Here is a 13,505-nt window from a genome sequence, read left to right as displayed (position 1 = left end):
GTGATCCCGTCTCCGCAGGCGGCGCGGATGCCGTACATCCTGCGAACCATCGCAGCAGATCATTAGCGCTTACGCGAGTGCCAGAAGTTGCTGATCTTGTGTGACAGGAGTTTCACGGACGCGTCCCGGTTGCGTACCACCCGACGGCTGGCCGAAATCTGACGGCTAGCCTGACCGGGCTCAAGACGTCCGAGGGGGCGTCGGCAACATCCGGGCGAAACGGGGACGGGGAACCGACATGGGCAGACGTGACGGGCACGCGGTGTCACGCAGGCAGGCGCTCAGGCTGGCCGGGACGGGCCTGGGCCTGGCTGTGCTGGGGGCAGGCGCATGGGGGTGCACCCCCGAGGAGGAGACGGGGGCGTCGGGCGGCAGCACAACTCCCGGCGGGGGCAAGGGTGGCGACTTTTTCACCACCCCGCCCCCGGGCACCGCGCCCAAGCCGCTGTGGCAGCAGAAGACAGCCAACGACGACCTGGCCGGGATCCACGCGCTCGCGGTCATCGGGGACACAGTCGTGGTGTCGGGTGACCCGCTGGTGGGGCGTGACGCCGCCAGCGGCAAGGAGAAGTGGTCACGGCCGGGCGTCACCATTCCAGGCGCCAAGCTGATCACCGGCGGCGGGACGCTCTATCTCGCCAGCGCCGAGTACGACGGCGACGTGGTGGGCCTCGATCCGGCCACGGGCAAGGAGACCTGGCGCAGCCGCCTGGGCAAGGAGTACGAGCAGCCGCGCCCCATCGCGGCCGACGACGGCCACGTCTACGTCCTCGCCGGGATCCTGGAGGAGGACTCCTCGACGCCGACGAACGTGATCGCCGCGATCGACACCACCTCCGGCAAGATCGCCTGGCGTGAGCAGCGTGACAAGGGGACCGAGGAGTTCGGCATCACCGCCGCGGTCGTCGGCGGGCGCCTCGCGTACACCGATTTCCGGAAGAACGTGACTGTCCGCGACACGACGACGGGACGGCAGCTCTGGACGAAGAAGATCGGCAGGTCCAACTACTACCGCTTCGCCGTGCACGAGGACCTGTTGATCGTGCCGGACGGGGAGCGGCTGCGGGCGTTCGCGCTGGCCGCGGGCACGGAGCGCTGGTCGCTGGCGAATGAGAAGTTCACCTGGTTCAACGATCCGCAGGTCCTGGACGGGGTGCTCTATGCCTCCGACGGCGCGTACGCCATGTGGGCGGTGGACCCCGGTACGGGCAAGCAGATCTGGCACAACGAGGACCTGGTGGGCTCGGCTGCGGAGGCGTGGCAGTTCGCCAAAGTGGGCGGCACGCTGTACGGCGCGACCGAGCACGACAAAAACGGCGGCGTGCACGCCTTCGACGCGGCGACCGGAAAGTTGCGCTGGACGTACAACGACAACACCGGTGCGAACCAGAAGTGGTACGTGGTCCCGGCGGGCAAGCGGCTGGCCGCGATGCACGCCAAGCGGCTGTATGCGCTGCCGGCCGTCTGAACCGACGGAGGCGGGCGGGTAGCGCGGTGGCGGGAGCCTGACCACGCCCGGCGTCGGCCGCAGGACAGGGCAGGGCGTCATGGGCCGGGCCGCGGGAGGCGCGGCGTGGCGCGCGGCAGCCGTTCCTTGTGGGGCAACGACCGGCACACTTAGTGGTCGGCTCCGGAAAACCTTCGGGGGTTGACTCCGAGGCCCGATTCTGTGTCGGTTCGTTAGAGGTCTGGGGCGGCGAGGTCAGGCTGGCAGGCATCCTCGGGGTGCCGGTGAACGTTCCTCGGCACCAGCCATCCCTGGGTCACCGTCATGTCAGCGTGGAGGTGGTCGGCAACCGTTGGCCTCCTGTCGGGATTCCGGGGCCTTGCTTGATCGCGTTGAGGAGGCGGAATACCGGCGGTACCTGCGTGGTTGTCCGCCGTTGTCGATCAACAAGGAGGCCCTGTGCCTACGATCCGTCGTCCCCGTGCGCTGCGTTCCGGCGATCTCGTGGTCGTCACCGCGCCCTCGGGCCAGCTCGAGCCCGGTGAGGAGCCGCTGCTCGCTCGCGGTGTGGCGATATTGGAGCGGATGGGTTTCCGCGTGCGGGTCAGCCCGATGGTCGACCCCGCGCGGAGCCGCTGGTGGGCGGCGGGCGCTCCGGCGGAGCAGGCTGCCGAGCTCAATGCGCTGCTCCGGGATCCGGAGGTGCGGGCCATCGTCGCGCACACCGGTGGCCAGGCGACCATTGGTTATCTCGATTTGATCGATCTGGATGCGGTCCGGGCCGACCCGAAGCCGATCCTCGGCTACAGCGACATCTCGCTGCTGCACATGGCGTTGTACGCCAAGACCGGCCTCGTCGGCTTCCACGCCGACATCGTCACCCACGGTTTCGGCAGCGATTGGTACACGTTGGGCGACGAGGCCCGTCGGTCCGAACTCGTCGACCTCTATGCCCGTGTGCTTACCAAGACTGAGGCGCCGGGCGTGCTGCCGGCAAGGGGGACTTGGGAAACCTGGCAGCCGGGCCGCGCGCAGGGACCACTGGTCGGCGGCTTGCTGAACCGCCTGGTCCAGTTGCAGGCGACACCATTCGCACTGGCCGCCGAACGGTTCGACGGCGCCGTCTTGTTCTGGGAAGAGGTACAGCGGCCGGTCACGCGGATCTGGTGCGACCTGCATACCTTGCGGCTGTCCGGTGTGCTGGACCGGATCGCGGGCATGGTGGTCGGCATCCCGAGTGAGGTCACGCCCTACGAGGGCGGCGGAGACCAGGTCGGTCTGCACGACGTTGTGCTCGACGTCCTGGCGCAGCGTGACATCCCCGTCCTCGCCCAGGTCGACTTCGGCCACACCTCGCCGAACCTGCCGCTGCCCCTCGGCGTCCGCGCAGACGTGGACGCGGACAACCGGACCCTGTCCCTGCTCGAGTCGGCGGTCGCGGAACGCTGAGTTCTGTTGGATCCTGGCACGGGTTTCGGCGGGCTGCGGCCCGTCGTGATCCGCTTCTCCCGATCGGCCCGTCTGCCATGCCCGTTGCCCCGGCCTGCCCGATAGTCCCGACCGCCACCGAACGTGAGTGGTTGAAGAGGATGGCTTACGGCCACAAGATTGAGCACCGGCTGCGGATACGCGCGCAGGTCGTCCTGCATGCGGCACAGGGACGCTCCAACGCGCGCATCGCCCACGAGACAGGCCTACTGTAATTGAAATACGGGCCCCGGAGGTGCCGGTGTACTGCCGCGACACCCCGGCCGACGTGCTGCCCTTCTTGATGAAGCCGGTGTCGTCGATGATCAGCACCCCATTGGGGCCGAGCCGTTCGGCGACGTATGCACGCACGTCGTCCCGGAGCGCGTCCGCGTCCCAGCGGGCCCCGTTCAGCAGGTGCTGCAGCCCCGCGGGATCACGGTGGCCGGCGTACTCCGCCAGCTGCCAGCCATTCTTCCGACTCACCGGAGCCAACAGGCCCCGTACGTAGTCACGCATCCGCCATCGCAGATCCGCCCGCCCGAACCGGCCCGCCACACGAGCGAACACCGACTCCAACTCCGCAGCCCAGCCCTCGACTTCATCCATCCCCACCATGACCGGACAACAAGAAGAACCAGCTCAGGACACGAATTCTCACTGGAGTACTAAGCGGGGGTGACCGGTTGTGGGCTCAGTCGTGGCGATGGCTGCTGCCTGTGCCTGCGTGTAGCCGGCGGGCGGCCCATCGCGCACGTCGCCGCTGAGGCTGGGATCTCCCGCCGCTGCCTGGCGAAGTGGTACGGCCGCTGGCGCGCGCACGGCGAGGACGGCCTCCTCGACCACTCCTTCCGCCCAGCAGTCAGTTCTCCGGCAGGACGACAAAGTCCCCTACGTCATCCGCGCCAGGTCGTGTCCCTGACCCAGGGCAGTGCGAACCGTTCCAACAACACCAAGGCAAAGTAGAGAAGGATGCTCATCAACCCGATCAGGATGATCGCGGCCCAGGCGGTAGCGGTGTCGCCCACCCCGCCGGCTTGCACGATCAGATAGCCCAGCCCCGACTCACCGGCCTGGAACTCGCCGATGACCGCACCGATCGCGGCGAGCGGCATGGCCACCTTCAACCCGACGAAGATCTGCGGCAGCGCGGCGGGAAACCGCACCTTCCGGAATGCCTGCCAACGCGAGGCATCCAGCGAGCGCGCCAACTCGGCCAGGTCCGCCGGGGTCGATGTGAGGCCCGTCGCGGTGGACAGCACGATCGGGAAGAAGCAGAGCAGGAAGACCATGGTCAGGACCGGCTTCTGCCCCCATCCGAGCGCACCCACCAACAGTGGCCCGAGCGCGATCTTCGGAACCGCGTTGACGGCGACCAGCAGCGGCGTGAACATGCGCTCCAGTAACCGCGAGGCGGCCAGCGACAGTCCGATCAGAACTCCGCAGGCGCTGGAGAGAACGAAGCCGACCACCGTCTCCACCGTGGTGTCGCCGGTGTGTTCCAGGAACCGGACGGGGGTTGCGGTGAACGCCGAGAGCACAGCTCCCGGCGGAGGCAGTACTGCCGGGTGGATCATCTCCAGCACCGACGTGAGAAGCCACCACACGCCGAGCGCGACCAGCAGCCCGGCCACCGGCAGCAGTACGACGCCGACGCCCGTCCCGCGACGGGGACCGACTCGTGGCACGGGCACCGGCTCAGGGCCCGCCGTGGGGGACTGCTGCGGCCTCGAGAGTTTGGTCATCCCATCCTTCTCCAGGGCGGCTCCTCACCAGCGCGGCGCGGTCAGGCCTTCGGCACCAGGCCGAAGTCGATGATCTGCTCAGGGGTCATCCCCTTCGGCAGCGTGCCCGCGTCCTCCAGAATCCTGATGCTCCTCGACACCCGCCCGGAGTCCAGCGTGCCGAGCGCCGTGCCGGAACCATCCTTCGGTGTGACGTACGCGGCCATCAACTGCAACTCGGCTGCCGCAGCGGCCGGATTCGTGGTGTCCACGTTCCGCTTCAGGATCTCGGAGGCTTCCTTCGAGTGGGCGAGGCTGTACTTCAAGCCCTTGAGTAGCGCGGCGGTGAACCGCCGTACCATCTCCGGATCCTGCTCGGCGATCTTCGTCGACGTGATCAGCACGTTTCCGTACAGGTCGGGGATCACGTCGCTGTACGGCAGCAGCACAGCCTTCTTCTTCGTCACCGCCTCGATGGTCGGCTTGCCCACCACGAACTGGCCGATACCGTCCACCGAGCCGCCGGCGAGCGTGCCCATCAGGGTCTGCGCCTCGCCGTTGACCCAGGTCACCTTGCCGGCGTCCACGCCGGCCAGTCGGGCGTACGTCGGGAAGAGGTTGCGTACGACTGAGCCGGGCGTGTCCGCGAGCCGTTTACCCTCGAGGTCCTTCGGTGTGGCGATGCCGTTGCCCTCGGTGGTGGCGATCGCGGCCATGGTGCGCTGTTGGATGGCGGCCACCGCGACGAAGTCCTTCGCCTGACCGTTGCCCATGTGCAGCAGACCTCCCGTCAGGTCGATGGGGCCGAACTGCGCCTGGCCGCTCACGACGGCCGGAATCACACCGCCGGTGCCCTGCCCCGGCCTGATCCGCACGTCGAAGCCGGCCTCTTCGAAGAACCCCTTGTCCTTCGCGACCCAGGCGTACGCGTCCCGGCCGAAGCTGCCGAAGGAGGTCAGGTAGGTAACCTTCTTCAGTGCCTTGCCGTCCTCACCGGCGTCCGCGTCGGAATCCGAGCCGCCACACCCCGCCACCAGCGCCAGCGCTGTGGTCAGGGCTGCCGCGGCGACCGTACGGGCGAACCTGATCATGCGCACAGTGTTGTCCTTTCCGACCGCCGAACGCGCCGGCGGAAGGGCGTCGAGACAGGCGAGACAGAACGGCAGCACGGAGCCGCCGGGGCATGACGCTTGGTGCGGGCAACAGCGTACGAGGAATGGGTAGTTGTGGGCCAGGTGTATGTCATTGGGGCATGCATCGACCGGACGACAGGTACCGCCGGTCGGCCTGCTGCGGGTAGCCTGATCGGGCGACAGGACCCGGACGGCACGACGATTGCCCGTGGATGGGGAGACCGCCGGATGATCAGACTCACCGGTGTGTCCCGGAGCTTCACCAGCCGGTCCGGTTCGACGGTGGCGCTCCAGGACATCGGCCTGCACATCGCCGACAGCGAGTTCGTGGCCGTGGTGGGCCGGTCCGGGTGCGGCAAGTCCACGCTGCTCCGGCTGATCGCCGGTCTTCTGCCGGTCACCGACGGCGAGATCACCATCGGCGGCGAGCGCGTCACCGGCGCCCGGCGGGACGTCGCCATGCTGTTCCAGCGGCCGGCCCTGCTGCCCTGGCGGTCCGTCCTCGACAACGTCATGCTGCCCGTGGAGATCTTCGGCTGGAACAAGGCGCAGCACCGCGAACGCGCGTACCGGCTGCTGGAGACGGCCGGACTGAACGGCTTCGAGAAGCACCGGCCGCACGAACTGTCCGGCGGTATGCAGCAGCGTGTCGCGCTGTGCCGGTCGCTGATGGGCGAGCCGCGGGTGCTGCTCATGGACGAGCCGTTCTCCGCACTCGACGCACTGACCCGCGCGGACCTCGCGGTGGAACTGCAGCGCATCCACCTCGAGAACTCGTCCACCGTCGTCTTCGTCACGCACTCGATAGACGAGGCCGTGCTGCTCGCCGACCGGGTGGTGGTGCTCACCCCGCGCCCGGGCCGGATCCGCAAGATCGTCGACATCGCCATACCCCGGCCGAGGACGCTGGGCCGGACCGCGCACCTGGGCGAAGTGGCCCGGTGCAGCGCCGATCTGCACGAACTGCTGATGGAACGGGACCTGTCCGGGACGGCCGAAACGGAGCGGCGATGAGCCTGCGGATCTGCGTCTTCACCGAGCCGCACCGCGGCGCCGACTACGAGGATCAGCGGCGCTTCGCACAACTCGTCGAGGCCGGCGGATTCGAGGGCTTCTTCAGGGCCGATCACTATCAGACGATGGGTGCCGATCCCGGCCTGCCCGGTCCCACCGACGCCTGGCTGACGCTCGGCGCGCTCGCCCGGGAGACCTCCAGGATCCGGCTGGGCACCCTGGTCACCTCGGCCACCTTCAGGCTGCCGGGACCGCTCGCCGTGATGGTGGCGCAGGTGGACCGGATGAGCGGTGGGCGGGTCGAACTGGGCCTCGGCGCGGGTTGGTACGAGCGGGAACACACCTCGTACGGCATCCCGTTCCCGCCCGCCCCGGAGCGCTTCGATCGGCTGGAGGAGCAACTGCAGGTGATCACCGGCCTGTGGCGGACTCCGGTCGGCGAGAGCTTCAGCCACCACGGCGACCACTACCGGCTCGTCGACGCGCCCGCCCTGCCGAGACCCGTGCAGTTGCCGGGGCCGCCGATCATCGTGGGGGGCCGCGGCCCCAAGCGCACCCCGGAGCTGGCGGCCCGGTACGCCGACGAGTTCAACATGCCCTTCAAGTCGGTGGCCGAGACCGCCCGCGCGTACCGACGGGTTGCCGAGGCGTGCGACCGGACCGGGCGGGCCGACGCCGGCCGGCCACCACTGGTGCTCTCGGCCGGTGTCGTGGCGGCCATCGGCCGTACGGAGACGGAAGTGCGACGGCGGGCCGCCCCGCTCCAGGCCAAGAGCGCGCTGCCGCCGGAGGATGCGGTGGTCGGTTCTCCGGCCCAACTCGTTCAGCGGCTCAGTGAGTTCGCCGCGATCGGCGCGAGCCGTATCCACCTGCGGCTGATCGACTTCGATGACCTCGACCACCTGGAACTCATCGCCGGTGAGGTGCTCCCGCAGTTGTAGAGCGTGAAGGCCCACGGCACGCTGCCGCGCCGGGGCAGGGGTCTCGCGGTCAGGAACGCGTGCGTTCGACCTTCGTCGTGCCGGAGCCGACGGGCCCGATCCGCAGCACGGTGCCGGTGAGGTCGGTGAGCGGCGTGACCTGCGCACGTCCCTGCCCGCCGGGTGTCTTCGCGGTCACCCGGTATTCCGCCGGGTCTGCGTCGCCGATCTCCATCTCCAGTACCGCGCGGGAGCTGGGCGGCACCGTCACCCGAGTCGTATGGGCATCGGGCGACCGGTGTACGGCGACCTTGAGGGGGCCGCGCACGGACCCACCCTCACCGCTCCGAAGCCATGGTCCACCTCGCCATGATCGACCTCATGAGCCGTAGGCTCACTCGCGAATCGACCCCGAACTGGCGCCACGCGTGACCACGGTGTAAAGCACTGTCACGAGCTCGTCGGCCTATGCCGCAATACGCTGAATCGCTGGCCCACTACATCGACGCAATCATGCAGATGCGGCGTTGGTAGGCCAGCATGCTCACGCATCAGGGCAATGGCCTGCACGTTTCGACCGGCCGAAACGAGGCTGTCCACCTCCCGGCGGACCTCTGCGGACAGCCGGTCCCACAAGGCGTTCTCCATACCTGCATTGAACTTCACGTGCCACCCTCTCGAGAGACCGTGACCTACTCAACTTCGCCGCCTTATCAAACGCCCCTGGCAGAACAAGACGCTCTTTGATTCTCACTACCATCGACACCAAACCGAGAGATCGCACCCTGATTCCTCACGCCTCGTCAAAGGCCTCGAGCAGGCGCTCGTACGCCAGCTTCGGCCGCAGGGCCGCGTCCCACGGCAGGGAATCGGCCGTGCGCGGAGGATAGATCTTGGTGTCGGCGGTGGAACCGTACCGGTCGGTGAATCCCCATGTGGAGAACGATGTGCAGTTCGGCTCCTCCAGGCAGACCCGCAGTTTGCCCGCCATCTCATCAGCCTGGGTCTGCCGCCCGTCCTCCTCGTCCTCACCTATGGGGACGTCCATCTCCGACACCCGCGCCTGAACCCCGAGCTCCGCCAGATCCCGCACATGGCTGCGGAAGGTCTCCGGGTCGATGCGGTCGCCGGGTGCGTACTCATGGTTCTGGAATCCCACGCCGTCGATCGGTACGCCGCGTTCCTTGAGCCGCTTGACCAGATCGTAAAGGGCGTCCCACCGCTCGCCTTCCTCCTCGACCCCGTACTCGTTGAGGAACAGCCGTGCCTTCGGATCGGCCCGGTGGGCGGCCCTGAACGCCTCGTCGATGTACTCCTCGCCCATGGCCTCGAACCACGGGCTCTGCTCGGAGCGCAGACCGAGATCCCCGTTGGTGTAGCTCTTCTCGTCGTCGGACATGGGCTCGTTGACCACATCCCATTCCGCGACTTTTCCCTTGAAGTGCCCGGCGACCATGGCGATGTGCCGGAGCATGGTCCGGCGCACCTCCTCGGGGTCGTCGTTCTCCCGCATCCAGTTGGGCAGAGCCTCGTGCCAGACGAGGGTGTGCGCGTGCACCTTCATGTCGTTTGCGCGGGCGAAGCGTACGAGTAGGTCCGCGTCGCGGAAGTCGTAGACGCCCCGGCGTGGGTGGAGGAACTGTGGCTTGAACGCGTTCTCCGGAGTGAGCATGGAGAACTGGCTCCCCGCGAGCGCCCGGTAGCGTGAGTCGGTGAGCAGCGGGTTCTCGGCCAGGGCGGCGCCCACGTCGAACGGCCGCCCCACGTCTGCGGCCCGCGCACGCAGCGAGTCGTCGGACTGCTCCTGGCGTAGCTGCGGCGCCTTGATCACGCGGAGCGAGTCACCGCTCTCTGCCCGCGCGATCAGCTGCGTCAGACGCCATCCCTCGCGGCGCTCGTCTTCGCCCGCGTCCGCCTCCAGACCGAACCAGACAGTGCCCTCGGCGAACACCCCCGGGTCCTGCACGGTTCCCAGCCGCCGCCCGTCGGCTTTTATGCGGAAGGTGTCACCGATGCTCGACACGGCGAGCGTCACCGTCCCGGAGCAGCCGCAGTCGAAATCCTTGGAGGTGGCCGGCTCATCGCCTTCGCCGTCCCATATCTGTACCTTCACTTGTCCGTCGGCGGCCACGCCGACGCGGAGTGAGGGCCGCTCCTGCCGCCACTCGTCGTAGATGATCGGTACCCGTCCGTACAGCCGCAGCCATGAGTCGCCGTCATCGTCACCCACACCGGACATGCGCGCGGTGACGGTGAAGTCGCCATCGGACCTAAGATGCGGGCCGGCCAGGTTCAGCGGGGGGTTGGGCTGGCCGCCGGAGGAGTCCTGCTCCACGATGTGCCGATCCGATGCGCTGACCCGCAGGATGTCGTTCCGCGCGGTGGTGCCCGGCATCTGCGTCCAGTCGTGGTTCCGCAGCAGGTCTTCGTCGTTTCCGCCGCCCGCGCCTTCGCCCTGCCCCGTACACCCGGCCGCCACCGCCATGACGAGCAGCACGGCGGTCAGTCGCTGCCACGTCCCCCCACCAAGGTCCACGGTCCCATCCCTCCCACTCTCTTGTTCGAGACGAGATCAACGTCTCGAAGCCGGGCCACAGTTCATCACGCATGAGGTGCGGCGGCCTTGTGTGCACGTCCCAGCTCGTGTGGCGGAGCGGGCCCGGACCGTTGCGGCCTGCGCGGAAGGCGCATCAAAGACGCGTGTGCCAGCGAACTTCAGGGTATCCACGGAGACGGTACGCAAGTACGCTCACTGTTCGCTGACCGGCGGATGGTGGGACTGGCGGACGCTCCAGCAGGCCCTGGGCCTGGACCGGCCGGGGAAGCGCCCGGGCAAGCGTCTCCCACCTGCAAGTGCCCTCCGGCGCCCCGCGGCGTTGAACAGCGGGCAAGACACCGGCTTGGCCTGCGCGGTGCGACCGCGCAGTGCGCCGTTCCACCGATGAGGAGTCACCGCGCGACAGAGTGGTAAGCGACGTGGCCTGCGAAGTGTGCTCATCCTGGGGGCAGCCGCGAGCCTCCTGTGTGTGAGCGCAGCCCAGGCGTCCGCGGCGCTCACTGCACTGAGCGCTCCAATGCATCCCGGTGATCGGAAACCCACTGGTAGGCCGCCTGAACCTGTCTCACCACCCCTGCGTCACGGAGGCGTGCCATGGCGACGTCACCCGCATCAGCCTGGCTCTCGATGCCCTGCCGGCACCGGTCCTGCCACCACAAGATCGTGGACACGAGGCGTTGCCGGTCGGACAATTCGTAGCTGTCGACGATCAGCCTCATGCGCCGGGTTACCTTCGCGATGTCGGTGACCGAAGGGCCCAGACCGAGGTACTGCCAGCAGACGTGAGCGATGTCGTGCACCCGGGCGCCCGGCGCGGCAAGGTCCCAGTCGATGAATGCCGTTGGTCGAAGCTGGCCACAGGACAGCTGATAGACCGTGTTCTTGGGCGACAGGTCGTTGTGACACACCACTTCCTGGTCTCCGGCCGGCGGGGTGCCGGCCGTCAGGTCGTGGAACTCACGAACGAGCCGGGCGACCGTGACCAGACTCTCGTCGGACGACACGGAGGCAGGTTGTTGCGGCTCCCACGCCACATGGCCATCGAGGTAACTGAGGACTTCACGGCCTTCGTCGTCTACACCGAGATACCGCGGAGCTCCGCTCCACCCCCTGGCTTCGAGCAACCTCAGCAGATCACCCACGAACTTCGTGGAGGTCGAGGCCGGACGGCGCACCGTGTCCCCGACGCGAACGACCGCGTTGACGAAACCTCCGGGCAAGGATGACTCATGCATCCGTCCACCCTGCCCGATCGTCACCTCATGAACGCTCAAACACCTTCTCCCGACGCTTGATCCGCCTCGGAGGCAACCCCACCAGACGAGCTACTCCGCAGGCTGTCGCCCCCCAACCGACGTGAGCGCCTTCAGAACCGGTTTCGTCGGCCTCCGTACCTGTGGCTTCAAGTTGACGGAGGCTCAATCGGGCCTCACTCGCCGTCCCCGTGCCGCGCGCGAGGTGCCGCCGGGTGCGAGCCCCGCATGCCTGGTTGCCCGCTTCGGTCTTTGCCCACCGGCTGGCGGGTCGGCGATCCCGCTCGCAGGTCAGGGGCACAGCGGCGGCCGTCGCGCGGGTCACAGCCCGTCTGGTGGGGGACATCGAGCGGCCACGAGTTAGTAACGAGCCGTTGACAGGAGCCCGAGCCACGGGCACTCTCGTGTGCACCTGGATGCCAAAACGATTGGGCAACCCGGAATCCACCACTTTGGTAGGGATGATGACGCGCCGGATCAGGATCAAGGACGTGGCCGAAGCGGCGGGTGTTTCCGTGACGACCGTGTCCCACATCCTCAACCGGGCCGAGGGGAAACGGATCAATCCGGATACCCGTCGGCGCGTCCTGCAGGTCGCCGAGGGGCTCGGATACGCGCCGAACGGCCTCGCCCGAGGGCTGAGGCTGAAGCGTTCCCACACCATCGGCTTCGTCAGCGACCAGATCGCCACGACCCCCCACGCCGGCCGGATGATCCTGGGTGCCCAGGAGGCCGCCGCGGCCGAGGGCCTGGTGCTGCTGCTGGTCAACACCAGCGGCGACCCCGAACTGGAACGCACCAGCATCGAGATGCTGCTCCAGCGGCAGGTGGACGGTGTGCTGTACGCGGCGATGTACCACCGCGTCGTGGACCTGCCGGACAGCCTGCGCTCGACGCCCACCGTGCTGCTGGACGCGCGCTGTGAGAACCCTTCCGTCCCCTTCGTCGTGCCCGATGAGGTCCAGGGCGGCTATACGGCAGTGCGCGAGCTGACCGACCATGGACACCGCCGGATCGGTGTGACTGTCCAGACCGTCGACGTTCCCGCCCGGCAGGGCCGCCTGGCGGGCTACCGCAAGGCGCTGGCCGAGGTCGGGGTTCCCTACGACCCGTCGCTGGTCGCCGCCGAGACGGCCGTGCCGTTCAACACGGTCGGCGGTGATGTGGACACGGGCTACCGGGCCGCGCGCCGGCTACTGACCGCCGAGGCACGCCCCACGGCGTTGTTCTGCTTCAACGACCGGATGGCCGCCGGCGCCTATCGGGCTGCCGCCGAGCTGGGACTCTCCATCCCGGGCGATCTGTCGGTCGTCGGGTTCGACAACCAGGAGCTGGTCTGCGAGTCCGTCCACCCGCAGCTGAGCACGGTTCAGCTCCCGCACTACGAGATGGGGGCACGGGCTCTGGCCCAGTTGCTCACGCTCACGCAGACACCGGGCCGGTCACCGGGCCCGGACATTCAAGAGATGTTGCCTTGCCCGCTGGTGGCGCGGGCATCGGTCGCTTCGCCGCCCCGGCTCTGACCCCGGGACGGCGAAGCATGTGCACCACGACAGGCGACCGTTGCAACCGGTCGTCATCCCTGTCAGTAACTCGGAACAAGTGAAGGGTACACACCATGTCCCTTGAGAGCCTCGGCGAGCCGTTGAGCTGCCGAACCCTGCTGGTACCCCAGGCCGTCCCGCCCGCGTCGGGGACGGGCGGCCGGGCCCACGCGTGGCCCTCTCATCGCTGCGGAGCCACGTCCCGCAGGTAGCGATCGTCGCGCTCCTCACCGACAGGCGTCGACCGGAGCGAACCCTCGGACAGCCGCCGTGATCGGGGCTGCTCGCCGGTCGTGACGTGCACCCGCGCCGCACGACAGCGGCACGTCTCGCGTACCTGTCGCGGCTGCTCATGCAGCGCCCGCCGGCAACTCACCGAACCCTGAGTTCCCGTCGACGGTCCGCGACCGTTCGCGCTCACGTCACGGTGGAGGTGGCCGACGTGC

Annotated in this window: 11 protein-coding genes and 2 pseudogenes; 7 read left to right on the top strand and 6 right to left on the bottom strand. The window is 68.3% G+C overall.

Translation table 11 applies throughout. From position 1 onward, the window contains the following. The first annotated feature begins 238 nt into the window (after positions 1-238). Both O1Q96_RS26295 and O1Q96_RS26290 read left to right on the top strand, forming a co-directional pair. Complete coding sequence (locus O1Q96_RS26295; protein ID WP_269250490.1) at positions 239-1,468, top strand: outer membrane protein assembly factor BamB family protein; 1,230 nt, start codon at positions 239-241, stop codon at positions 1,466-1,468. Positions 1,469-1,906: 438 nt separating this feature from the next. Beyond that, the gene (locus O1Q96_RS26290) at positions 1,907-2,896 is read left to right on the top strand and encodes a S66 peptidase family protein (protein ID WP_269250489.1); all 990 of its coding nucleotides are present in this window, start codon (positions 1,907-1,909) and stop codon (positions 2,894-2,896) included. A 240-nt stretch (positions 2,897-3,136) separates the two neighbouring features. On the opposite strand, the pseudogene O1Q96_RS26285 reads toward O1Q96_RS26290, so the two are convergent. Continuing rightward, positions 3,137-3,555, bottom strand: a pseudogene (locus tag O1Q96_RS26285) (transposase); the annotation flags it as partial. A 76-nt stretch (positions 3,556-3,631) separates the two neighbouring features. Between O1Q96_RS26285 and O1Q96_RS44655 the strand changes: the two are divergent. Next, positions 3,632-3,880 carry a helix-turn-helix domain-containing protein gene (locus tag O1Q96_RS44655; protein ID WP_483409991.1) on the top strand — a complete coding sequence of 83 codons (249 nt, stop codon included), beginning with the start codon at positions 3,632-3,634 and terminating at the stop codon, positions 3,878-3,880. Here the strand turns inward: O1Q96_RS44655 and O1Q96_RS26275 are convergent. After that, the gene (locus O1Q96_RS26275) at positions 3,811-4,548 is read right to left on the bottom strand and encodes an ABC transporter permease (protein WP_269250488.1); all 738 of its coding nucleotides are present in this window, start codon (positions 4,546-4,548) and stop codon (positions 3,811-3,813) included. The two genes, O1Q96_RS44655 and O1Q96_RS26275, sit on opposite strands and share 70 nt — an antisense overlap. A 152-nt stretch (positions 4,549-4,700) precedes the next feature. Beyond that, entirely contained in the window at positions 4,701-5,729 is a 1,029-nt protein-coding gene (locus O1Q96_RS26270; RefSeq protein WP_269250487.1) for an ABC transporter substrate-binding protein, read from the bottom strand. Positions 5,730-5,999: 270 nt separating this feature from the next. On the opposite strand from O1Q96_RS26270, the gene O1Q96_RS26265 reads away from it, so the two are divergent. Both O1Q96_RS26265 and O1Q96_RS26260 read left to right on the top strand, forming a co-directional pair. Then, positions 6,000-6,785 (top strand): ABC transporter ATP-binding protein, encoded by a 786-nt coding sequence (locus O1Q96_RS26265; RefSeq protein WP_269250486.1) that lies wholly within the window; start codon positions 6,000-6,002, stop codon positions 6,783-6,785. Then, positions 6,782-7,726 carry an LLM class F420-dependent oxidoreductase gene (locus O1Q96_RS26260; protein ID WP_269250485.1) on the top strand — a complete coding sequence of 315 codons (945 nt, stop codon included), beginning with the start codon at positions 6,782-6,784 and terminating at the stop codon, positions 7,724-7,726. Before O1Q96_RS26265 ends, O1Q96_RS26260 begins: the two co-directional genes overlap by 4 nt. Positions 7,727-7,775: 49 nt before the next feature. Here O1Q96_RS26260 and O1Q96_RS26255 read toward each other — a convergent pair whose 3' ends face one another. Further along, the gene (locus O1Q96_RS26255; RefSeq protein WP_269250484.1) at positions 7,776-8,033 is read right to left on the bottom strand and encodes a hypothetical protein; all 258 of its coding nucleotides are present in this window, start codon (positions 8,031-8,033) and stop codon (positions 7,776-7,778) included. Positions 8,034-8,035: 2 nt separating this feature from the next. Between O1Q96_RS26255 and O1Q96_RS26250 the strand changes: the two are divergent. Continuing rightward, a pseudogene (locus tag O1Q96_RS26250) lies at positions 8,036-8,137 on the top strand (IS5 family transposase); the annotation flags it as partial. 361 nt (positions 8,138-8,498) lie between these two features. On the opposite strand, the gene O1Q96_RS26245 reads toward O1Q96_RS26250, so the two are convergent. Further along, positions 8,499-10,241, bottom strand: coding sequence for an endo-1,4-beta-xylanase (locus tag O1Q96_RS26245; RefSeq protein WP_269250483.1), 1,743 nt, complete (start codon positions 10,239-10,241; stop codon positions 8,499-8,501). A 518-nt stretch (positions 10,242-10,759) separates the two neighbouring features. Then, on the bottom strand, positions 10,760-11,536 hold the full coding sequence (locus tag O1Q96_RS26240) for a phosphotransferase (protein ID WP_269250482.1): 777 nt from the start codon (positions 11,534-11,536) through the stop codon (positions 10,760-10,762). A gap of 440 nt (positions 11,537-11,976) precedes the next feature. Between O1Q96_RS26240 and O1Q96_RS26235 the strand changes: the two genes are divergently transcribed. Then, on the top strand, positions 11,977-13,038 hold the full coding sequence (locus O1Q96_RS26235; protein WP_269250481.1) for a LacI family DNA-binding transcriptional regulator: 1,062 nt from the start codon (positions 11,977-11,979) through the stop codon (positions 13,036-13,038). Positions 13,039-13,505: the final 467 nt, after the last annotated feature.

The organism is Streptomyces aurantiacus, from assembly GCF_027107535.1.
Taxonomy (GTDB): Bacteria; Actinomycetota; Actinomycetes; order Streptomycetales; family Streptomycetaceae; genus Streptomyces.
Note: the sequence above shows the minus strand (reverse complement) of the source record. Positions and strands in the feature narration are given on the sequence as shown.

Bases quoted from the DNA above. Each gene is read 5' to 3' on its own strand.
- O1Q96_RS26295 (WP_269250490.1), top strand. From the start codon at position 239: ATGGGCAGACGTGACGGGCACGCGGTGTCACGCAGGCAGGCGCTCAGG.
- O1Q96_RS26270 (WP_269250487.1), bottom strand. From the start codon at position 5,729: ATGATCAGGTTCGCCCGTACGGTCGCCGCGGCAGCCCTGACCACAGCG.
- O1Q96_RS26265 (WP_269250486.1), top strand. From the start codon at position 6,000: ATGATCAGACTCACCGGTGTGTCCCGGAGCTTCACCAGCCGGTCCGGT.
- O1Q96_RS26260 (WP_269250485.1), top strand. From the start codon at position 6,782: ATGAGCCTGCGGATCTGCGTCTTCACCGAGCCGCACCGCGGCGCCGAC.
- O1Q96_RS26235 (WP_269250481.1), top strand. From the start codon at position 11,977: ATGATGACGCGCCGGATCAGGATCAAGGACGTGGCCGAAGCGGCGGGT.